The organism is Nocardia sp. NPDC051990 (assembly GCF_040680755.1).
GTDB lineage: Bacteria > Actinomycetota > Actinomycetes > Mycobacteriales > Mycobacteriaceae > Nocardia.
Genome location: NZ_JBFAXH010000001.1, coordinates 591,815 through 612,872, shown reverse-complemented (window position 1 = coordinate 612,872; position 21,058 = coordinate 591,815). Strand labels below are relative to the sequence as shown.

General features: G+C 66.6%; 20 protein-coding genes. 11 read left to right on the top strand and 9 right to left on the bottom strand.

Features of this window, described 5'->3' with window-relative positions:
* Positions 1 to 104: 104 nt before the first annotated feature.
* From AB0L63_RS02940 to AB0L63_RS02925, 4 genes are all read left to right on the top strand, one after another.
* A complete protein-coding gene (locus tag AB0L63_RS02940) occupies positions 105 to 452 on the top strand; it encodes a hypothetical protein (protein WP_364493599.1) in 348 nt (115 codons plus the stop codon).
* Positions 439 to 1,782, top strand: coding sequence for a hypothetical protein (locus AB0L63_RS02935; protein ID WP_364493597.1), 1,344 nt, complete (start codon positions 439 to 441; stop codon positions 1,780 to 1,782). Before AB0L63_RS02940 ends, AB0L63_RS02935 begins: the two co-directional genes overlap by 14 nt.
* Positions 1,779 to 2,363, top strand: coding sequence for a GNAT family N-acetyltransferase (locus tag AB0L63_RS02930; protein WP_364493595.1), 585 nt, complete (start codon positions 1,779 to 1,781; stop codon positions 2,361 to 2,363). The genes AB0L63_RS02935 and AB0L63_RS02930 overlap by 4 nt, the downstream gene beginning before the upstream one ends.
* A 621-nt stretch (positions 2,364 to 2,984) precedes the next feature.
* Positions 2,985 to 3,854 carry a DNA-formamidopyrimidine glycosylase family protein gene (locus AB0L63_RS02925; RefSeq protein ID WP_364493593.1) on the top strand — a complete coding sequence of 290 codons (870 nt, stop codon included), beginning with the start codon at positions 2,985 to 2,987 and terminating at the stop codon, positions 3,852 to 3,854.
* A 1-nt stretch (position 3,855) separates the two neighbouring features.
* On the opposite strand, the gene AB0L63_RS02920 is transcribed toward AB0L63_RS02925, so the two are convergent.
* The 3 genes from AB0L63_RS02920 to AB0L63_RS02910 are packed head-to-tail and all read right to left on the bottom strand — an operon-like array spanning position 3,856 to position 7,048.
* The gene (locus tag AB0L63_RS02920; RefSeq protein ID WP_364493591.1) at positions 3,856 to 5,361 is read right to left on the bottom strand and encodes a carboxylesterase/lipase family protein; all 1,506 of its coding nucleotides are present in this window, start codon (positions 5,359 to 5,361) and stop codon (positions 3,856 to 3,858) included.
* Positions 5,362 to 5,375: 14 nt separating this feature from the next.
* Positions 5,376 to 6,806, bottom strand: a complete 1,431-nt coding sequence (locus AB0L63_RS02915) for an NAD(P)/FAD-dependent oxidoreductase (protein WP_364493589.1) — start codon at positions 6,804 to 6,806, stop codon at positions 5,376 to 5,378.
* On the bottom strand, positions 6,803 to 7,048 hold the full coding sequence (locus AB0L63_RS02910) for a DUF2630 family protein (protein ID WP_364493587.1): 246 nt from the start codon (positions 7,046 to 7,048) through the stop codon (positions 6,803 to 6,805). Before AB0L63_RS02910 ends, AB0L63_RS02915 begins: the two co-directional genes overlap by 4 nt.
* A gap of 79 nt (positions 7,049 to 7,127) precedes the next feature.
* Between AB0L63_RS02910 and AB0L63_RS02905 the strand changes: the two genes are divergently transcribed.
* Complete coding sequence (locus tag AB0L63_RS02905; RefSeq protein WP_364493585.1) at positions 7,128 to 7,334, top strand: prolyl oligopeptidase family serine peptidase; 207 nt, start codon at positions 7,128 to 7,130, stop codon at positions 7,332 to 7,334.
* Between the two features lie 2 nt (positions 7,335 to 7,336).
* On the opposite strand, the gene AB0L63_RS02900 is transcribed toward AB0L63_RS02905, so the two are convergent.
* Positions 7,337 to 8,740, bottom strand: coding sequence for a PLP-dependent aminotransferase family protein (locus AB0L63_RS02900; RefSeq protein ID WP_364493583.1), 1,404 nt, complete (start codon positions 8,738 to 8,740; stop codon positions 7,337 to 7,339).
* A gap of 81 nt (positions 8,741 to 8,821) precedes the next feature.
* On the opposite strand from AB0L63_RS02900, the gene AB0L63_RS02895 reads away from it, so the two are divergent.
* Positions 8,822 to 9,514, top strand: a complete 693-nt coding sequence (locus AB0L63_RS02895) for a pyridoxamine 5'-phosphate oxidase family protein (RefSeq protein ID WP_364493581.1) — start codon at positions 8,822 to 8,824, stop codon at positions 9,512 to 9,514.
* Positions 9,515 to 9,652: 138 nt separating this feature from the next.
* Here the strand turns inward: AB0L63_RS02895 and AB0L63_RS02890 are convergent, their stop codons facing one another.
* The 3 genes from AB0L63_RS02890 to AB0L63_RS02880 all read right to left on the bottom strand — a co-directional run bounded on the left by AB0L63_RS02890 (position 9,653) and on the right by AB0L63_RS02880 (position 14,052).
* On the bottom strand, positions 9,653 to 10,939 hold the full coding sequence (locus AB0L63_RS02890) for a sodium:proton exchanger (protein ID WP_364493579.1): 1,287 nt from the start codon (positions 10,937 to 10,939) through the stop codon (positions 9,653 to 9,655).
* Between the two features lie 921 nt (positions 10,940 to 11,860).
* Positions 11,861 to 13,288, bottom strand: coding sequence for a hypothetical protein (locus tag AB0L63_RS02885; RefSeq protein ID WP_364493577.1), 1,428 nt, complete (start codon positions 13,286 to 13,288; stop codon positions 11,861 to 11,863).
* Positions 13,289 to 13,290: 2 nt separating this feature from the next.
* Positions 13,291 to 14,052, bottom strand: a complete 762-nt coding sequence (locus tag AB0L63_RS02880) for a crotonase/enoyl-CoA hydratase family protein (RefSeq protein ID WP_364493575.1) — start codon at positions 14,050 to 14,052, stop codon at positions 13,291 to 13,293.
* Positions 14,053 to 14,118: 66 nt separating this feature from the next.
* On the opposite strand from AB0L63_RS02880, the gene AB0L63_RS02875 reads away from it, so the two are divergent.
* Positions 14,119 to 14,748, top strand: coding sequence for a TetR/AcrR family transcriptional regulator (locus tag AB0L63_RS02875; protein WP_364493573.1), 630 nt, complete (start codon positions 14,119 to 14,121; stop codon positions 14,746 to 14,748).
* A complete protein-coding gene (locus AB0L63_RS02870) occupies positions 14,735 to 16,354 on the top strand; it encodes an acyl-CoA dehydrogenase family protein (RefSeq protein WP_364493571.1) in 1,620 nt (539 codons plus the stop codon). The genes AB0L63_RS02875 and AB0L63_RS02870 overlap by 14 nt, the downstream gene beginning before the upstream one ends.
* Positions 16,355 to 16,481: 127 nt before the next feature.
* On the opposite strand, the gene AB0L63_RS02865 is transcribed toward AB0L63_RS02870, so the two are convergent.
* Positions 16,482 to 17,348, bottom strand: a complete 867-nt coding sequence (locus AB0L63_RS02865; protein WP_364493569.1) for a helix-turn-helix transcriptional regulator — start codon at positions 17,346 to 17,348, stop codon at positions 16,482 to 16,484.
* A gap of 74 nt (positions 17,349 to 17,422) precedes the next feature.
* Between AB0L63_RS02865 and AB0L63_RS02860 the strand changes: the two genes are divergently transcribed.
* The 3 genes from AB0L63_RS02860 (at position 17,423) to AB0L63_RS02850 (ending at position 19,260) form a co-directional block, all read left to right on the top strand.
* The gene (locus AB0L63_RS02860; protein ID WP_364493567.1) at positions 17,423 to 18,100 is read left to right on the top strand and encodes a class I SAM-dependent methyltransferase; all 678 of its coding nucleotides are present in this window, start codon (positions 17,423 to 17,425) and stop codon (positions 18,098 to 18,100) included.
* Positions 18,101 to 18,232: 132 nt separating this feature from the next.
* On the top strand, positions 18,233 to 18,514 hold the full coding sequence (locus tag AB0L63_RS02855) for a LysR substrate-binding domain-containing protein (protein ID WP_364493565.1): 282 nt from the start codon (positions 18,233 to 18,235) through the stop codon (positions 18,512 to 18,514).
* A 65-nt stretch (positions 18,515 to 18,579) separates the two neighbouring features.
* Complete coding sequence (locus AB0L63_RS02850) at positions 18,580 to 19,260, top strand: nucleoside/nucleotide kinase family protein (protein WP_364493563.1); 681 nt, start codon at positions 18,580 to 18,582, stop codon at positions 19,258 to 19,260.
* A gap of 89 nt (positions 19,261 to 19,349) precedes the next feature.
* Here AB0L63_RS02850 and pgi read toward each other — a convergent pair whose 3' ends face one another.
* Positions 19,350 to 20,987, bottom strand: coding sequence for a glucose-6-phosphate isomerase (gene pgi / locus AB0L63_RS02845; protein WP_364493561.1), 1,638 nt, complete (start codon positions 20,985 to 20,987; stop codon positions 19,350 to 19,352).
* Between the last annotated feature and the right edge of the window lie 71 nt (positions 20,988 to 21,058).

The following is a 21,058-nucleotide window of genomic DNA, read 5'->3' as shown; positions in this document are numbered from 1 at the left end:
GCCCATATGGAGAGGGCGCGGCGGGCGCGAGCGATCTCTTCGCTCGGCGCTGGGCTTGGGGCGGGGTCCGCTGTGGTGTCCAATTCCATAAGGGCATCGCGGAATTGAGCAATGACGTCACCCGGCACATCGCAGCGGACTGGGCGCGGCGGCCCTACGAATTCGGCCCGGTGCGGCCGTTCTGGTGCGGTCAGCATTTGACCGCCTTGTGGCGGAGCGCCTTCGCGTTCGCTGTACATCCTTTGTCTCCCGTGTCGCTCGACGCTGGAACGCACCCGGCGCCGGAGTTCATCACCGGCGGCGTAGGTGATGACGTACTCCCCGGCACCGGGGCTACTTCGAGCGTGATTGAGCAGCCGGTTCGTTCCCAGGCACAAGACCGCACAAAACCGATACGCTTCCGCTACACCGGATTGCAGGCGCGGGACGGGGCGGCGGATGATCGTTACTGATTGGACGGGTGTTGAAGTCAAGGCGTTGTGGCGCGTGGCCATGCGCCTGACTCAGGAAGAGTTCGCACAACGGCTCGGCTATCAGCCGGTGACGGTGCGCAAGTGGCAGCGTGCTACGGCGGAGCGGCCAGTACGAGGCAAGTCGGCCCATGACCTCGACACCACGCTCGCGGGATTAAACCAGGAGCAGGCGGAGCGGTTCTGGTCAGCAGTCAACGCAGCGCGCCCAACGAATATTGGGCATCGTGGTGTACACGAAACCGATGGGTCAGATGGTGCGCTAGGTATCTATGCGTGGGAAGTCGATGGTGACGTGAGACGGCGAGAGTTCGGCAGGTTGTCGGCCATGGCTGGGGCTGCGACGGTCCTGGGCTCTTGGGACATCGACGCCGCACATCGGCTTGGCTTGTCCGATGCGCGGCGACTGCGCGATCGGGTTGACGAGCTGGAGCAGGAGGATCAGCGAGCTGATGGTGCGCAGCTCGTCAGCTACGCAATCGAAGGTCTAGCACGCGCTAAGAACCGGCTTGAAGCATGTGAGTTCGACTTACAGGCAGGGGATGCCTACGCCTCCGCCACCGGAGAACTCGCCGTCATGGCGGGCTGGTTGGCGTTAGACGCTGACATGCAGCCGCTCGCTCGCCGCTGCTTCTCCGACGCGATGGCATTGGCAAGCCAGGCAGACGATCCGGATCTGACCGCCCACACCTGCCTATATGCCGCGAACCAATCCATCGCGCTAAGCGTAAGCGGGCAGGCGAGCCCGCACCACGCGCTGAACCTTATCGACCGAGCGCGCCACCTCATGCGCGGACGACCGCCGGGGCGTATCCACGCCCTGGTCGCGATCCGGCAAGCCCAAGCCGCCGCGCTGCTTGAAGACCGTTCCGCGTTCGGCCGCGCGATCGCGACCGCATGGCGCGAGGTGGATCAGGCAGTCGAGCACGAACCGATCCAGGAATGCCCGCCCTGGCTCCGGTTCGTCAACCATGCCGAGGTCAGCGGACACGAGGCCCGCGGGTTCGGACGCATTGGCCAGCACACGAAGGCAGTGGAACTGCTGGAAGCAGCTGCCAGCGAACAAACGTCGGCGCGCAACACCATCAATGCTCGGGCATGGCTGGCCTCTGCCCGCGCGGCGGCTGGAGACGTCAACGGGGCACTCGCCGAAGCGTTCCCGGTGCTGGACCACCTCGGGTCCGCTGTCTCCTCGCCGCGCACACTGAAGGTCCTCGAACCAGTCCGGCGCGCAACCATGACGCTCCCCGCCGGAGCCGACTTCGGGCACCAATTCGACACGCTGACCGAGCAGACAGCGATCAGCGCATGAGCCTTACTGAACGGATCGAGTTCCGATACCTAGACGCAGTGGAGGCCCGCGATCTGCGAGCGGTCGTCGAGGACATCTACCGCCGCTCCTATGTCGACGCGATCGCCTCCGGTGACCCGTTCGACTCGCCCGCGACATTCATGCACCGGTTCGACAGCTATACCGACCCAACACGCAGTGGCGAGTTCGCCATGGTGATCGCCGAAGCGGACAGCCGCGCAGCTGGCCAAACCTGGGGTTGGACGCTGAGGCCGAATGCTGCATGGTGGACCAACTTCCAGCCGGACGAGACCGTCACCGACCGCAGCGCGCTTATCGAAGAGGACGGCACCCGCACATTCGCGCTGTCGGAGATCATGGTGTGTACCGAATACGCCGGACGCGGTCTCGCGCGAGCGCTGCATGACAAACTGCTGGGGAGCCGTCCAGAGCAGCGCGCGACACTGCTGGTCGAACCGGACAACGAACGCGCGTATCGCGCCTATCGCAGCTGGGGTTGGAACCGTGTTGGAATCAGCAAGCCGAGCTGGCCTGACGCGCCGACGTTCGACGTTCTTATCCGCGATCTACCCTCGGCCTGACCTAGCTTTCGCCTAGTCAAGATCAGCTGGCGGCTCATACGCCTCGCCGAATCGAGCTTTCCCCACAATCGACTGCCCGGCAAGGGATTTGGATCGAGTTGCGTCGCACTGTGCCGGATGCCATCGAAGCATTGTTGGATCATGGATGTTCACCTCCTGCGTCCGGGCTCCTGAGTAGCGACGGCCTGCACGGTGGCGAGGGCGGGTGCGGTTGCCGAGGTGTGGATGGCCTCGAATGCGCCGAGGCGCTGGGGGAGCTAGTGGTGCGGGGCTTCGGGATCGGTGCACGTGGCTTGGGCGACAAGGTTTGTCGTCCCGGTGGTGGCAGCGGCGAAGGCCAATTCGCCTGTGCCGCTCGCAGTTCCGCGAGTCGTGGTGACGGTGATCGGGGACCGGCCGGTCGCCGTGGTGCGTCGGCGATCAAGATCAAGTGGAATCCATGGCGGCATCCGCCCAAGCGAGAAGTCCCCGCCACCAGTTCCACCTGATCTTGATCCACGCCAATCAAGATCAGGTGGAATCCATGGCGGCATCCCCCGAGAAGCCCCGCCACCTGATCTTGATCCACCCGCGCGTGCGTGAACTGCGCCGATGTCGGTGGTGCCAGGTAGCCTGAGGATCGTGCCTGAGCTACCGGAAGTGGAGGCGTTGGCGCAGTTCCTGCGGGAGCACGCGGTCGGCGCCGTGGTGGGGCGTGTCGATGTGGCGGCCCTGAGTGCGGTCAAGACGTTCGATCCGCCGGTTACGGCGCTGTCCGGCCGCGATGTGACCGGGGCGGGCCGGTGGGGGAAATTCCTCGGGCTGGAGTGCGACGGGCTCTGGTTGATCACTCATCTGTCGCGCGGCGGCTGGTTGCGCTGGATCGATGAGCCGAGCCAGACACCACCCAAACCGGGCGGCAAGAGCCCGCTCGCACTACGGGTCCACTTCTTCACCCCCGAGGGCATGACGCCCGCATTCGACCTGACGGAGGCGGGCACCAAGAAACGACTCGCGGTGTACATCGTCGACGATCCGAAACTCGTGCCAGGCATCGCGCGCCTCGGCCCCGACGCCCTCGAGGTGACCGAGGAGCAATTCGGCGCGATCCTGCACGGCGCATCGCAACGCATCAAGACCGCGATCGTCGACCAGTCCCTGCTCGCCGGAATCGGCAATGCCTACTCCGACGAGATCCTGCACACCGCCGAGATCTCGCCCTTCGCCACTACCAAAACCATGTCGGCGGCGACCATTTCGGTGCTGTACGAGGCCATGCGCTCGGTGCTCGCTGACGCCGTGCAGCGCTCCGTCGGGCAGGATGCCGCCCGCCTCAAGGGCGAAAAGCGTTCCGGCATGCGGGTACACGCCCGCACCGGACTGCCGTGCCCGGTCTGCGGCGACACCGTCCGCGAGGTTTCCTACGCTGAGCGCTCGTTCCAGTACTGCCCGACCTGCCAGACCGGCGGGAAGGTACTCGCCGACCGCCGCATGTCACGCCTATTGAAGTAGGTCAGATCAAGGTAGGCACCCGGATTCCTTGCCAGGCAATCCGTTTGGCCTGTTCCGGATCATTCTCCAACCGGGTGATCTCATCGATGATCAGCGTCGTGCGCCGGTCTTCGGTATAGGCGGGCCAGGAGGGGAGCGGTCGGCCGGTCCGCGCGAATGCGAGCCAATTGTCCTGGAACTGCTGGGTGACCGAGAGCAGTCCGCGCCGCCCACCCGCGACGGTCAAGGCCCGGCCGATCGGCGAATTGCCCGCACCGAAGACCGGGATCAGGTCGGTGGCATGAGTCGCGCCGATTCCCGCGAGCCGCAGTGCGCGCGGAGCGAAGTCGTAACGGTAGGCATAGGTCGGGGCGTAGCGACTGTGCCCGGCCGCGACGGTGACCGAGGGCCGCCAGAACACATAATCACCACCGGCACGAACGGCGACCTTCGCATCCGGATAGCCCGGATAGGCGGCTATGACTCGGGATTCGAGTTCTGCGCCACCGGCCCGGGTGAGCAGGGCATGCAGGCGGTCCGGGGTGGTCGGCAGTTCATCGGCGAATTTCGCGAACAAGGTGCCCTCGTCGCGATTGGTGCCGATGATGAGTGGAACCTGGTGTGCGGCACCGCTGGTGATCGCATCGATCGGGGACTGCGGCAGATATTCGCCGTCCACGACCGGCGCGACGGGGAACAGTCCGGGGCGCTCCCGCCAAACCTTATCGCTGGTCCTGTCGACAGCCCGCCGAATGTCATTGGCACCGGCGGTGATCAGGGCTTTGGCCGCGGTATCTGGTGTGGCACCGAGCGCGTCTATACATCGGCGGGCGAACGCGCGCCCATCCTCGGCGCTCATACCCCAATCGGCGGGCGGGCTCTGTGCGATGCCTCGGTGGAAGAGTCCCTTGGCTGCCGGTGTGGCCAGCAGCGCGAGCACCGCATGGGCACCGGCGGATTCGCCGAAAATAGTGACATTGCCCGGATCTCCGCCGAATGCGGCGATATTGCGCTGTACCCATTCCAACGCAGCGACCTGATCGCGTAGCCCGAGGTTGCTGTCGAAAGGTCGTTCGGGCGTGCTGAATTCACCGAAATCGACATAGCCGAACGCGCCGAGCCGGTAGTTCAGCGACACCACGATCACATCGCCGCCGACCGCCAGTCGCGCACCGGAATACAGACCGAGCGCCGAGGTGCCGATCTGATATCCGCCGCCGTGAATGAACACCAGCACGGGCCGGGGTGTCGACGATGGTTCGATCGGTGCGACGACATTGAGTGTCAGCGCGTCTTCACTGGTCGGCTGATACTCGCGCGGCCCGATCCTGGCACCGGACCGATGCTGCATCGCGGCGAACCCGAATGTGGTCGCCTCGCGGACATCGGTCCACGGCGTCACCGGCTCCGGCGCGCGAAAACGCATGTCGCCGACCGGTGGGGCGGCATAGGGCAGGGAGCGCCAGCGCAGCGCGCGACGGCCGCGGTAGCCGCGGACAACTCCATCGGCGGTCGTGATATCGGACATCTTTCCGATGGTAACTATGCGCGGCGGGCCTCCAGCAGACGCAACCAGACCTCGCTCACCGTTGGATAGGCTGGCACTGCGTGCCACAGCGCGGCCAGCGGCACCCTGCCGACCACAGCAATGGTCGCCGCGTGGATCAGCTCGCCGACCCCGGGTCCGACGAAAGTCGCGCCGAGCAGCGTGTCGGTCGCGGTATCGATGACGATCTTCGCCCGCCCCGCGTAGTCGTCGCGGGCCAGCGACGATCCGGCGACCGCGATATCCAGCTCCACGGTGTCGACCGCATAGCCCGCTTTACGCGCCGCCGCCTCGGTACGCCCGACGGACGCGACTTCCGGTGCGGTGAAGATCACCTGCGGCACCTGCCCGTGGTCGCCCGTCGCCGCATATCGCGCATCCGCGAGCGCACGCCCCTCGGCCCGTGCGGCAATGACATCACCACACACCCTGGCCTGGTATTTCCCCATGTGTGTCAGCGCGGCCCGGTGATTCACATCGCCGACCGCGTAGAGCCAGTCGCCGTCGACGCCGCGCACTGTCAACCGGTCGTCCACCTCGACATAGCCGTCGGCGAGCCCGACCGAGTTCAGGCCGAGTTCCGCGGTCGCGGGCCCGCGACCGGCAGCCACCACGATCTCGTCGGCCTCGATCTCGCTCTGCCCGATCTCGACGGTCACCGGACCGCCATGAATCCAGCCCTCGCCGGAGTCTTTCGCATCGACGCGGGTCACCCGAGTCGGTTGGGTGCCGAATCGAATCCGGACACCGGCTTCGGATAGCGCCGCGGTCACGCGTGCGCCCGCGAACGGTTCGGCATTGCCGAGCAAGGCATCGCCGCGGACCAGCATGGTGATCTCCTCCGCGCCGAGCGCAGCGAGCCAGGTAGCCGCCTCGCACGCGACCACACCACCGCCGATGATCACCACCCGGCGTGGAACCTCATGCAGATTGGTCGCATCCCGGGAAATCCACGGCAGCGCGTCGCGCAACCCGGGTACGTCGGGAACCGCGGCCTTGGTGCCGGTGGCCAGCACCACCGCGTGGCGGGCGCGCAGTTGTCGGCCGCCGACCTCGACGAGTCGTTCGCCCACGAGCCGCCCCATCCCGCGGACCACTGCGATGCGATTGTCGGTGGCCCAGTCGACCTGCGAGCGGTCGTCGTGGTTATGCGTGAAGGCATCGCGCCGCCGCAACACCGCGTCGACGTCGAGGCCGCTCGCGGTGATTCCGACCATGGCCTCGGCGCTGGACAGCACGTGGGCCGGTCGCAGTAGCGCCTTGCTCGGTATACACGCCCAATACGAACATTCACCGCCGACCAGTTCCCGCTCTATGATGACGGCCGTGCGGTCACTGCCCGCGATCGCGTAGGCGGCGGCGTTCTCACCGGCGGGCCCACCGCCGATCACGATGACGTCGTATTCGGCGGTGGAATCAGCGGTCACTGGAGATAACCCTCGACCTGGCGGGCCGGGTTCTGCTGCGCCTCATCTGGTGTGGCACCGGCATCGATCCGCGCCCGGCGCTGTCGCAGCAGATCCCAGGCCTGATCGAGCATTACCTCCAGTTCGGCGAGTTGCTGCCGCTCGAGCACCGGATCGACCGCACCAGCGGTCGCCTTGGACCGCAATTCATGCTCGCGATCGACCAGTTTCTTGATACGCGCCAGGATGTCCTCTTCGGTCATGGGGACTATGCTACGACCGCACCGGCGATCCGAATGGTTAGTGCGATCCGGTACCGGTCGCCGGTATATCTAGGTGCCGATGACCGGCTACGACCGTCCGCTTTTCATCGGCCAGGGCACCAATGACACCGATGTGCCCGCGCCGTTGACCGCGAAACTGGTCGCCGATCTTCAAGCCAACGGCGTCCGGCCCGAGGTTCACGTCTACCCCGGCCTGGACCACAGTGCGACCGTCGCGGGTTCGCTACCGGACAGCATGCCCTTCGTCGCCCGACTGTTCGGCTGAAATCAGCACCTGGGCTGCGTAAGGCAGTCTCCGGCAATCGGAATGGCGGTGCTCAACTCGGCCCAGCTCAGTGCGGTGTAGCCGAGTGCGATGCCGAAGGTGTGCGGACCAGCTGCCGTGGCGAGTGGATGTTGTTGTGCGGCAAGGTGGTGGCGGGACAGTCCGTCGAGCGCCACACCGCGTGCACGGCCCGCTGTCACGGCGCGCTGTTCGGCTACGGGTGAATCCAGTGGCACCACCACGTGAGAACCGGCATCGTCGCCGAGTACTTCGAGTCCGCGCCGGCGCAGCTCGGCCACGACCAAGGCTCGGCGCGGCGGCACCGCGCGGCGCAGCCGGCGCAGGTGTCGGGCGAGATCGCCGTGCCGGGCGAATGCGGCGAGCACGCGCTGGCCGGCGGGGCTCGGGCCGGTACCGGTTCGCTCGCGATGCGCGACAACGGCTTCGGTGATATCTGGGGCGGCGACGAGCCAGCCGGTGCCCAAGGTCGGTGTGAGGATCTTGCTTGTGGTGCCGAGATGGACGACGACGTCCGGGGCCATCGCCGCCAGCAGTGGCAAAGGCGCGGTGTCGTAGCGCAATTCGCCGTCATAGTCGTCCTCGATGATGAGCAGGCCCGCACGCCTGGCGAATTCGACGAGCTGTACCCGCCGCGCCGCTTGCATGCGGGTGCCGAGTGGAAATTGGTGCGCCGGAGTGCAATACACGGCCTTGATGCCGTCGGGCAGTCGGTCGACGCACAGACCGTCGGCATCGATCGGCACCGGCAGTACCCGGACACCGGCCGCGACGAATGCGCCCGCGGCCCGCTGATAGCCCGGATCTTCCATGGCAATGGCGTCACCGGGACGCAGCACGGCGGTCGCGAGTTCGCCTACGGCCGAACTGGTTCCAGCCGTCGCGAGCACCACGGTCTTGCTGCCCGCGCCCAGGCCGCGGTGGCGCAGCAGGTGTTCGGCGACCGCCGCGCGGTATTCCGGTTCGCCGCCGCGATCCTTGCGGATGACGGGGGGGTCGTCGGCGGCCGCACGCCAGGCACGCCGCCAGGCCGCCCGGTCGATCGCCTCGATGCACGGTGCGCCGGGGCCGAGATCGAGTAGGTCCGGTTCCTGCTCGGCGGTGCCGCGGGTACTCGGTCGGGCGGGCGGTTCGGCGGGGGCGGTGGTCAGGTAGGTGCCCGAGCCCCGGCGGCCCGCGATCCAGCCCTCGGCGTGCAGTTGGTCGTAGGCGGCGGCGACCACCGTGCGGCTCACGCGGAGGCGTTGGGCGAGTTCGCGCGACGACGGGAGTCGATCATCCGCACGCAGGAGTCCGTTGCTGGCCGCGGCCCGCAGTCCTTCCGCGACCTGAACCGATAATGGCTGGTCGGCAGCGCGGTCGAGGGCGATCGGAAGTTCCTCCAGCATCGCGCACCTCCAGAATTGGACTGTTCGAATTTCCCTGAATTGGCTATTCGGGAATGCCACTTGCGGTTCCACGCTAGAGGTATGACGAAGTCGATCAGCTCTCGGCCGCCGCTTTCGCCGACCCAACGCAGCACACTGACACGTTCCAAGGAGCGCGGCCGGACCGACCGGGCCGAACTGGATGCGGTCCTCGACGCCGGCCTGGTCTGCCACCTCGGCGTGCTGCTCGGTGGCAGTCCGGTGGTGCTCCCGACCGTCTACGGCCGCGACGGCGGCACGCTGTACCTGCACGGCTCGACCGGCGCCGGAAACCTGCGGGCGGCGCTGACCGGCGATATCTCCATCGCCGTCACTTTGGTCGACGGCATCGTCTACGCCCGCTCGGCCATGCACTTCTCCACCAACTACCGCTCGGCCGTGGTGCGCGGTCGTGCCGTCGAGCTCACCGACCCCGAGGAGCGCAGGCACGCGCTGCGGGTCATCGTCGAACATTCCGCCCCGGGCGCGTGGGATCGCGTGCGACCGCCGAACAGAAAGGAAATGGCCGCCACCATGGTCCTCGCCCTCGACCTGACCGAGGCATCGGTAAAAGTCCGCACCGGTGGCCCCATGGACGACGCCGCCGATATCGAAACCGGCGGCGTCTGGGCAGGTGTCCTGCCCTTACGTCAGGTCTGGGACGCCCCGATCTCCTCGGACGATCTAGAGCCGGGCATCGAGGTTCCGTCGGATGTACTCGATCGAACCGACACAGCAACGCTCCCCACCCGATAACCCAGACGACCGAAACGACCGCGGATCCCACCGAGAAGTATTGCGCCGCAGCGGGAATCGATATCCACCAACTCCGTCATTCGCATGTCACCGAGCTGATCAACTCCGGAGTCTCCAACGAGGTGGTCCGCAAACGTCTCACCTGGACCCCTTGCCACGAGCGTCGTGAATTGCCGCCTCCGGGTGCTCGGTGGCTTCGGTGCCGTGGAAGGGGGCGGTGAGCACGCCTGGTAGGTGTTTGCGGTTGACGATCAACGCGATCACGGCGATGACCGCGTAGACGGCGGTCAGGCCCAGGCGGGCGTGGGTGCCGGTGAGAGGGAATTGGATTGCGAACAGTCCCAGCAGGGTCCAGGCGGCCCAGCGGTCGAACCGCAACGCCAGCAGCACCGCGACGCCCATCAATGTTTGTGCGGCGGTGAGCAGGAGTTCCTCGGTTTGGCGGGCGTCCAAGGCCAGGCTGGTGCCGCCGCCACCGGCCATGTAGGCGATCGGCAGTGACCCGATCAGCAGCGTCCACTGGTTGACCTTGGACGAGATGAGGGTGGCGATGGCCGCGGTGCCCTTGCCGCGGGCCGCGAAGATGATCGCGATGATGAATTCCGGGGCCTCCGACGCCATCGGCGCCAGCCACTGAACCAGCAGGAACCGGTCGATCCCCAGTTCGGTGCCCGCGTCGATGAGACTGTTCGCGAAGGGTTCGGCGCAGGCCAGGATGACCGCGGCCGCGATGACGAACAAGGCCACCACTGTTGCGCGCCGCCGGGTGGACGACAGGGCTCCGATCGCGGCGGCGGTGCCGATCAATTCAGGTTCTTCGACCTCGCCACGGGTGAGCTTGAACAGGTAGAACCCGAACCAGGCCAGCAGTGCCAGCCCGAATACCAGGTGGATGTGCCCGGTCGCGGGCGCGGCGAACGCCACGACACCGGCGATGAGCAGAAACCCGAGCTCGACGCGGTTACCGGGCTCGAGGACCAGGGCGGTGACCTTGCGCCCACCGAGCTTGTTGGCCACGGCAATGCTGATCAACACCACAACCGGCCAGCCCAAGCCCATGAGCAGCCGGTTGGAGCCGGTCATATTCGCCGCCGCGTACTGCACATAGGCCGGGTCATGCCCGGCGGTCCAGGCGTAGTAAAAGTCGACCGCGTACTCGGGTAGCACCGCGATCAACGCCAGCACCGCGATCGCCAGACCGCCGGAGACGTCGATCTGGACGGCCTCGGCGGCCCAGGCGAGTAGGAAGCTCGCCGCCACCACCGCCGCACCGTAGCCCAGCAACGCCAGCACCGCGTCCGGGTGCGCACCGGCCACCCGCATCACCAGCGCCGGCACGATGAACACCGCCGCGATCAGCAGGGATCGCACCAGCACACGCGGCGATACCGCCTGCGTTTCCGGGCGGGGTGCGTCGAGAATCATCGGGAAGTCCTTCGGTCGCAGCCGACCGAAGAACCGCGGATATGAGGTGCTTCGGCCGACGGGGCAGCTGTCGGTCCGAAGGTCTCGCTCGCCGGCCACCTCGACATCTCGTGGTGCTCGATGGACGGCCGGGCACCGGAAATCCACCGGCGCCAGCATGTCGACCGCCCGCCCGGCACATCAGCAAACAGCCGAGGCCAGGGAGCTACTCCCCTTCGCTGCTATCGACCGTATCCGCCGCCACCGTGACCGCGCAACTTCGGGCATTCCACGAAATCCGTTGCGCACCAACACGAAAAGAAGAATCAGGAGGACGCTTCGGCAACTGTCAGGGTGACCGCCGCCGAAATGTTCGGCTCCGCTGAATACCCAGACAGGGCAGCCGGGAAACAGCACAGCAACAGCAGAGCGACCGGAACATCAACTCCGCCAAGACATCTGACATCGGAAACTGAAGCCAACCCATCTGGCCTCCACACGAATACCCCTGGCCGCCTGCCGCCAGGGGCTCGCGGGAAAAGTCATCCCCAACTTCGTTGGATTTCGGCGATTACGACCGGGATCCCAGGTCAGCACACTGCTGACATTCAATGGCAGGAGCTACTGACCTGCGTGGCAAGCAGCCGGGTCATCCACTGACATCCCGTCGGCAAGTCACAACACCCTAGACGCCGAGGAATTCCGGGGGATGCCCTCGGCGACCAGCGCTCGCCGCGCTGATCAGCACCGCCGGGCTGGGGGCGGCGGCGATGAGCAGGCAGCATCTGCATGACAGGCCCGTGGTGTGCGGGCCTGATGGACCCACCGGGACAACGTGACGGTGATCTCCGCCATCGTCATGGACTCGGTCGGCGCAGCCTCCACACTTTGTGCGTGGCGCTCACTGCGTGTGCGAGGACGGATCGCGGCGTGGGCGGGAGGTCACCACAAGGTGATCGTTAGGCCGAGGGCAGTTGCGGTTTCGTGGGCTAGGGCGCGGAGGATTTCGGGAGTGCCGACGCGTTCGGGGTCGAGGCTGACGACAGCGAGGGTGTAGGTGTCCGCGATGTGGCAGAGATAGCCGGACAGACGGGTGCGGGGGAGGCGGTTCGCGGTGAGGCCGGGGTGGATGGCACGCGCGGCGACACCGGTGCATCGGTGTGGGCCGAGGGTGCGCAGGGAGTCGGGGAGCGTTCCGAGATTGGAGCACAGGATGTCTCGCTCACCGGCGCCCTTGGACAGGGCGTATGCCCAGCGGTCCGGAATGACCTGCAGCAGTTCCTCCGGCATCCCGCCCGGGCTGGACATCCGCCGCTCGTAGGCGATTCGCGCTTTCTCGCGGATGGTGGCGGGGGTATCGGCGCGCTCGATGGCTATCTCGGTCATCGAGAGGTCATTGTCGACGCGCGGTTCGTCGCGGGTATCGACCGGAAGGCTGGCATCGATCATCTCACCCGGAAATCCACTGGCCCACAACATCTTCGCGATCAGCGCAATGAACAGGCTGTTGGCAGTGCCGCCCTGCGCCGCAGCCGCCGACTCCCAGTCGCCTGCCGGGCATTGCAGAACCACGCTATGGGTCATCCCCTGGGCCGATACCGCATATTCGCGGTCCGGTACCGCGCGAGCAGGACGTTCTGGGATGCCCTGGCGCAGCGCACGGACCGTGCCGCGCACAACGATCGACCACTGCCGCCAGGCATCGGACCAATCCGACGATGGCTCCCGGGACTCCTGAGCCAGCGCAGCATTTACGCGCGCGTCGGACCGGTCTGCTTCTCTTGCAGTGGATGTCATCGGCTCGCTCGTATTCGATCGGACGGGCGGACCCCCGACCGTTCGCGCCGCACCCGAGCAGTCCGCCTCTGGTGCAGTTGATTTCGACGATGAGCGCTTGACGAGCGCCGACGGCCTTCGCAGGCTTGTGCCGCCGAGCGCGTCATCGACCGCCAGCACAAGGGCTCGACCGTCGGCGAGCGCATGGGAGCAGGTCAGCGACACAATCGAGCCGCCATCAGCCAGCGCGGCGGTCGACAATCGCCAACCCGGACCGTATTCGGGATCGAGGTTCGCGCCCTGCTCAGCGGCCCACTCGAGCAGCTCCGCGTTGGTGATGGTGCCGTCGGTGAACTCGAGCGGATACGCCCGAGTGTTCGCCCGCCAACTGCGCCGTGCCCCCGGAACCCGAGGCCGAATCACCCTGCGGCCCAACGGGCCGACTCGCAGTGCCGCATGCACCTGCCGCAGCAACTCCAGATCGACGGGATCGGCGGTGCGCCACAAACCCTGGAGCGCGATCGGGGTACCGAGCCCGCGATGCGTGCGTAGGAAGATCTCGTCGACGACGCTCGCGCGTTGGGCCGGGCCCATTGTCAGGTACGCGCACCGTGACGGCCGGCACCGGCGGCGAACCGCTGCGCGCCGTCCAAGGCGCCGTCGGTCAGGGCCTTCAGGCCGTGCCGGTACTCGTTGCGCAGCGCCGTCTCTTCGTCCATGCCGTCCTGCTCCAACAGTGACATGCGGTCCGAACGCAGGCAGGTCTGCGGCAGTGCGGCCAATTCGGCGGCGAGCTGTTCGGCGGCATTGCGGGATTCGCCATTCGGCACCACGCGATTGACCAGTCCGATCTGCAGCGCCTCCGTGGCGGCGACGGCACGACCGGTGAGCACCATATCCATGGCGCGTCCAGTGCCGATAATGCGCGGCAACCGAATCGTGCCGCCATCGATCAGCGGTACCCCCCAGCGGCGGCAGAACACGCCGAAGGTGCTGTCCTGCTCGGCAACTCGCATATCGCACCACAGGGCCAGCTCCAGCCCGCCCGCGACCGCATATCCCGAGATCGCGGCGATCACCGGTTTGGACAGCCGCATTCGAGTCGGTCCCATCGGGCCGTCACCATCCTCGGTGACCCGATTGGAGCGCTCGGTGCCCAGCGCCTTCAGGTCCGCGCCCGCACAGAAGGTGCCGCCGTCGCCCCACAACACGGCGACCGCCGCATCCGGATCGGCGTCGAATTCGCGGAATGCGTCGACCAGGGCCGCGGCCGTCGGACCATCAACGGCATTGCGTGCCTCGGGGCGGTGCAGGATCACGGTGGTCACGGCCCCGTTGCGTTCGATTCGCACAGTCACGAGCATGACCATACGCCGTCGGAATTACCCTTGTGTGAAGAAATGAATTTGTGGTTCACTTCTTGTATGGCCTACCGCAGAACCCCTGCTGTCCAGGCCCGCCTCGATGCCCAGGCGGGCCTGATCGTGCAGGCCGCGACCAAGGTGCTATCGCATGCCGGCTATGCCGGACTGTCCATGGCGGCCGTCGCCGCCGAGGCGGGCGTGGCCACCGGGACGGTCTACAAGAACTTCACCGGCAAGGCCGACCTGGTGAGCGCGGTATTCCGGAAGGTGGTGGCGCACGAGGTGGCCGCGGTGGTCACCGCGAGCGCCGCCGGAACGGCCGTCGAGCGGGTGACCGCGGCGGTGGAGACCTTCGCCGGCCGGGCGCTGAAGAATCCGAAACTCGCCTACGTCCTGCTCGTCGAACCCGTCGATACCGTGGTCGACGCTGAGCGTCTGCGCTTTCGCCGCGCCTTCGCCCAAGCCTTCGAATCCGCGGTCGCGGCGGGCGTTTCGGGTGGCGAACTGCCCGCACAGGATGCCAAGACCAGCGCGGCCGCCCTTGTCGGCGCGATCGGCGAGGTCCTGGTCGGCCCGCTGGCCGACGCACCGCACAGCGAATCCGTTGTGCCCGAACTCATCAGTTTCGCGTTACGCGCACTGGGTGTGCGCGATGAATCCGACTCAGGAGTGTCCGATGCCGACGCATGAAGTCTTCAATCAGGTTCCCGATATCGTGCCCTTCGATGTCGCGCAGAACCCGGCCCTGCTCGAGGGGCTGCACCGCGAAGGCGCGGCCTGGGCCGAACCGGAGGTCCATGAACTCGGCACGCGCGCGGGCGGATTCGAAGCCCAGGAGTGGGGACGCCTGGCCAATGAATACCCGCCGGTCCTGCACACACACGACCGCTACGGCAACCGCATCGACGAGGTCGAATTCCATCCGTACTGGCACGAACTGATGAAAGTCGCTGTCGCGCACGGACTCCACGGTTCGCCCTGGCTCGACAATCGGCCGGGTGTCCATGTCGCCCGCGCGGCCAAGTTCTACACCTGGGGCGCCGCCGACGCCGGGCATATGTGCCCCATCTCCATGACCTACGCGATCGTGCCCGCACTGCGCCACAATCCCGAACTCGCGGCCAGATACGAACCGCTACTCGGTTCTCGCACTTACGATTTCGGCCTGCGCGAGCCGTCGACCAAGGCCGGTCTCATCGCCGGCATGTCGATGACCGAGAAGCAGGGCGGCTCCGACGTTCGCACCAACACCACCACCGCCACACCGCAACCCGACGGCAGCTACCGCATCGTCGGTCACAAGTGGTTCACCTCGGCCCCCATGTCGGATATGTTCCTCACCCTGGCCCAGGCGCCCGGTGGCCTGTCCTGTTTCCTGCTCCCGCGCGTACTTCCGGACGACACCCGCAATCCCATTCGGATCCAGCGTCTCAAGGACAAGCTCGGCAACAAGTCGAACGCTTCCTCGGAGATCGAATACGAGAATTCCACCGGCTGGCTGGTCGGTGCGGAAGGGGCGGGCGTCAAGACCATCGTTGAAATGGTCAATATGACGCGCCTGGACTGTGTCATCGGCTCCGCTACCGGCATGCGCGCCGGCGCGGTCTACGCCGCGCATCACGCGCGGCACCGCGAAGCGTTCGGGGCCAAACTGATCGACCAACCCGCGATGCGCAATGTGCTGGCCGACCTGGTCATCGAATCCGATGCCGCGACCACGGTGATGATGCGCCTAGCTGGTGCGACCGATCGCGCGGGCACCGATCCCGCCGAGGCCGCCCTGCGCCGAATCGCCTTGGCGGTCACCAAGTACTGGGTGTGCAAGCGCGCCCCCGCGCATGCGGCCGAGGCCCTGGAATGCTTCGGCGGCAATGGCTATGCCGAGGAATCCGGTATGCCTCGGCTCTACCGCGAGGCCCCGCTCATGTCCATCTGGGAAGGTTCCGGCAATGTTGCGGCGCTGGATGCCTTACGCGCCATGGGCCGTCAGCCCGAAACCGTGGAGGCCTTCTTCAACGAAGTCTCGCTCGCCGCGGGCGCGGACCCCCGTCTCGACGATGCCATCGCTCGCCTCGGCAAGGAACTGTCCGACCTCGACGAAATCGAATACCGCGCCCGCCGTGTCGTCGAACTCATGGCCCTGGTCCTGCAGGGCGCGCAACTGGTCCGCCACGGCCACCCCGCCGTGGCCGACGCCTTCTGCGGCACCCGCCTAGGTGACGACTGGGGCATCGCTTTCGGCACCCTCCCCACCGGCGTGAACACCACCGACATCATCGCCCGCGCCCTCACCTGACCCTAGCCGCTCGCGAGCATCCCGTGCGGGGTCGACGACGGTGCGGATCCAGGGATCTTCTTTCGGGCGCTCGCGTCCGCACCGCTGCGGGTGCCTGTGCTCGCGTCGGCCCGCTGCGGCGCTCGGCTCAGTGCGCGAGGGCGGCAGGCTGGGCGCGCCATTGCCGTGGCGAGAGGTCGTGATTGCGCCGGAACAGGCGGGTGAAGTAGCCCGCGTCCGGAATCCCGACTCGCCGGGCGATCTCGCCCACCGGCAGATCCGTTTCGGCCAATAGACGGCGTGCCTCGGTCATCCGCCGCTCGGTGATCCACGCCTGTACGGTGCGCCCGGTGCGGCGGCGCACCACGGTGGTCAGATGCCCCGGCGTCATGCCGACCGCATCCGCCACATCGCGTAGCGATAGCGGCGCACTGTGCCGCTGATCGATCACGTCGAACACCTCGGCGAGCAGCGGTTCACCGCTGCGCCGTAGATCGCCGACCACATCGGCGGCCAGTCGCGCGAGGTCGATGAGCAGTAGCGTCAGATGTGCCGAGGCCGCCTGCCGATATCCCTCCTGCCGCTGGGTCAGCTCGGCTTCGATAGCAGTAATCGCATTGTCCCACAACGGTCTTCGTTCCACCGGGACGGCCAACTCCAGCACTCCTCCCGAATGCTGGTGCAGGAACGGAAATAACAATGGATGCGCCCGCCATGTGGGCCAGGGCGCGCGTCCGGCATCACCGAGCGTCGCGGGATCGAAGAACACCGCGACCGAGCCTTCGGACTCATACGGTGGTGCGTCCGCGATCACCTGACCCGGTGCGACCACGTACACCATCCCGGCTGACTGGATGTACAGCAAGGCCGGAAAGTTGTGAATATGCGGGCTGTGGCCGCGTTCGGCAAGGCGATCGAACCACAGCAGCGATACCGGCGGCGTGACCTGATCGCTGCGATAGTCGTACGCCGGAACACCACGGCGGTGCCGGACCACCCGGGTAGCCTCGGTCATATCGCCAAAAATAGTCCAACTTCGGCCGATTATCACCCAATTATGCCGTTGGATCAGCGGGCATCATGAGATTCATGACCAAAGATCATCCACATTCCGTAGTCGAAGCCATGGGTAACCGGCACGACTACCTGCCCGCCGCGGGTCGTGATGCCCTCCTCCCCGGCTACGACCTGCTGACCCGCCTGCTCGGCATGTACAAACTCCACGAAACCCTCGTCGCACAGGCCGAACTCACCGCCGATCAGCGGGTACTGGAAATCGGCTGCGGCACCGGCAATCTGACGATCCGCGCCAAACGCACCCAGCCCGGGGCGGAGGTGATCGGCTCCGATCCCGACCTGCTCGCACTCGCCCGTGCGGAGCGAAAGGCGCACGGGCTGAACGGAATCCGGTTCGAACGCGCCTATGCGCAGAAACTGCCCTTTCCGGACCAGGAATTCGACCGGGTGCTGTCTTCGATGATGCTGCATCACCTCGAAACCGGTGTCAAAACCGCCGCACTGGCCGAGGCGCTGCGCGTGCTGCGTCCCGGCGGCAGCCTGCATATCGTCGATGTCGGTGGCGAGGTGACCCCAGACGACGGCCTGATGGCCCGGCTGTTGCTGCACAACGACCATGCCAGGGACAACCTCGGCGACGGCATTCCCCAACTCCTGCGCAAGGTCGGCTTCGACTGCGCCGTCGTCGCCTCCCAGCGGCACCGTCGCCTCGGCCGCGTCACCTTCTACCGCGGGACCCGTCCGAATTGACCGCCGCTGCGCTGGAGCGGTTGGAGCACCCGCTCGACCAGCGCGGTATCGCAGTGTTCGATCACCTCGATGAGGCGACCGTTCGCGATCCGGTAAATGAAGCAGTAGGTCTGCTCGTACGGCTCGCCTCGAGTGGTGCTGTGGGAACCGGAGATCGCCTTCGTCGCCCGCGACTGGTTCGCCAAGCTCGGGCTGGTCGCGGCGGGGATGGGCAGCACCGTGGTGCCCGGGATCGCGGTACCGGTGCTGTCGCCGGGCATCGCGTTGGTCCGCGTCGATCATCCCGCCGCGGTACGCCCGACCTGCGTCGTCTATCGCGGCGCGGACTCGGCTACCTCGAGGCAGCTCTTCATCGAGGCACTGCGCGACGCCGCCGCCGATCTCGCGACCGAAGTCCGGCAACGACTTCGATAGCCGACTTTGATAGCCATGCGCGCAAATTCGAGGCGGACCGGCGCAGGCTGAGTAGGGTGATTTCGATGACACGGACTTCCGTCGAAAAACCGTTGCGCTCGTTGGTCGAGCACCTGCGGATTCGGGCGGCGGGGTGCGCCCGACGGTATGTGCTCGGCATCGCGGGTCCGCCGGGTGCGGGTAAATCCACGCTGTCCAAGGCGATTCGCGATGATCTGAACAACCGAGCCGGTACTCGGATCGCCGAGATCGCGCCGATGGACGGCTTCCACCTGCCCGGCGCCGTCCTACTCGCGACGGGAAATCTGGAGCGCAAGGGCGAACCGCACACCTTCGACGTCGCGGCCTTCGCGGCATCTCTACGCCGCCTACGCGATACCCCGCTCGGCGAGCCGGTGCCGTGGCCGACCTTCGACCGCGCCATCGAGGAACCGACCCCGGCCGGTGTCGTCTTCGATCGGCAGGAGATTGCCATTGCCGAGGGCAACTACCTGCTGCTGTCCGACGGCGCCTGGTCGGGTGTGCGTGAATTCCTCGACGAGGTCTGGTATCTGGACGTGGCCCGCGAGGTGATCGAACAACGCCTGCTGCGCCGCCACATTCGCGGCGGCCGAACCCCTGAGGCCGCGAAAATCAAGGTGTACGACAGCGATCTGCCCAATGCCGATCTGATCGCCGATACCAGCCACCGAGCCGACCTCCTCCTGCGTCAGCGTGGCGGCCGCTACTACGCCGCCCAGGGATGATGGGCACCGCGTCGCCGAATTGAGATCACCGCCGGCTTCCGGATGTCGTTGCCGCCCTGATCAAGACGGCGCACGCGCTGGATTGAGGCTCAGCGGTTGGCGCGGTACCAGCCGATCAGGGCGTCGGTGGACGAGTCCCCTTGCGGCTGTGGTTCTTCCGGAGACGTCAGCAGAGGGGCCAGCGCTAGCGCCTGCTGTTTGCCGAGTTCCACACCCCACTGGTCGAAACTGTCGATGCCCCAGATGGTGCCCTCGACGAATATCTGATGTTCATAGAGCGCGATCAACTGGCCGACCACCGATGGTGTCAGCTGCGGCGCCAGGATGGTCGTGCTCGGCCGATTGCCCGGCATCACCTTGTGCGGCACCACCTTCGGATCGGTGCCTTCGGCCACGATCTCCGCGGCGGTCTTGCCGAAGGCGAGCACCTTGGTCTGCGCGAACAGGTTGCTCATCAGGATGTCGTGCATGCTGCCGGTGCCTTCGCGGGTGGGCAGATCATCGGTGGGACGGGCGAATCCGATGAAATCGGCCGGAATCAGCCGGGTGCCCTGGTGCAGCAGTTGGTAGAAGGCGTGCTGGCCATTGGTGCCCGGTTCGCCCCAGAAGATCTCACCGGTCGAGGTGGTCACCGGGCTGCCGTCGGCGCGCACCGATTTGCCGTTGGACTCCATCGTCAGCTGCTGCAGATAAGCCGGGAAGCGCGCCAGATCGTTCGAATACGGCAGCACCACACGCGATTCCGCGCCGAAGAAGTTCGAGTACCAGATGCCGAGCAGACCGAGCAGTACCGGTCCGTTCTCGGCCAGCGGCGCGGTCGCGAAGTGCCGGTCGACGGCATGCATTCCGGCCAGGAATTCGGCGAAGCGCTCCTTGCCGATGGTCGCCATCACCGAAAGGCCGATGGCCGAATCCACCGAATAGCGGCCGCCGACCCAGTCCCAGAAGCCGAACATATTCGCGGTGTCGATCCCGAATTCGGCGACCCGCTCGGCATTCGTCGACACGGCTACGAAGTGTTTGGCGACGGCGTCCGCGCCCAGCGCGGCGACCAGCCAACGCCGGGCGGCAACGGCATTGGTCAGCGTCTCCAGCGTCGAAAACGTCTTGGAGGCAACGATGAACAGCGTGGCGGCTGGGTCGAGTCCGTCGAGTTTCGCGAGCAGATCGGCCGGGTCGACATTCGAGACGAAGCGAGCGCCGATCCCGGCGTCGGCATAGTGCCGCAGTGCGCGATGCACCATATCCGGGCCGAGATCCGAACCGCCGATGCCGATATTCACCACGGTCTTGATGCGTTCGCCGGTCGCGCCCCGCCACGCACCCGAACGCACCGCGTCGGTGAATTCCCCCATCCGCCGCAGCACCTCGTGCACCTCGGCGCCCATGTCCGCGCCGTCCACGATGACGGTCTCGCCCGCGGGCAGGCGCAGCGCGATATGTTCGACCGCGCGGTCCTCCGAGGTGTTGATGTGGTCGCCGCGCAACATCGCGTCGCGATGCTCGGCCACCCCGGCCTCATGCGCCAATTCGACCAGCAGATGCAGGGTTTCCCGGGTGACGCGGTGCTTGCTGTAGTCGACGTGCAGGTCACCCACCTGGACGATCAGCTCACGGCCGCGGTCGGGATCCTCGGCGAAGAATTCACGCAGGTGTCGTCTGGCGACGGCACTGTGGTGCTCGTGCAGTTTCCGCCAGGCCGCCGATGCGGTGATGTCGCTGCTCACGTCCGCGAGGTTACAAGCACTCGATCGGGCGCGCAGGCAAGGACGGCATACTTTCGCCGATGTTGTCCTGA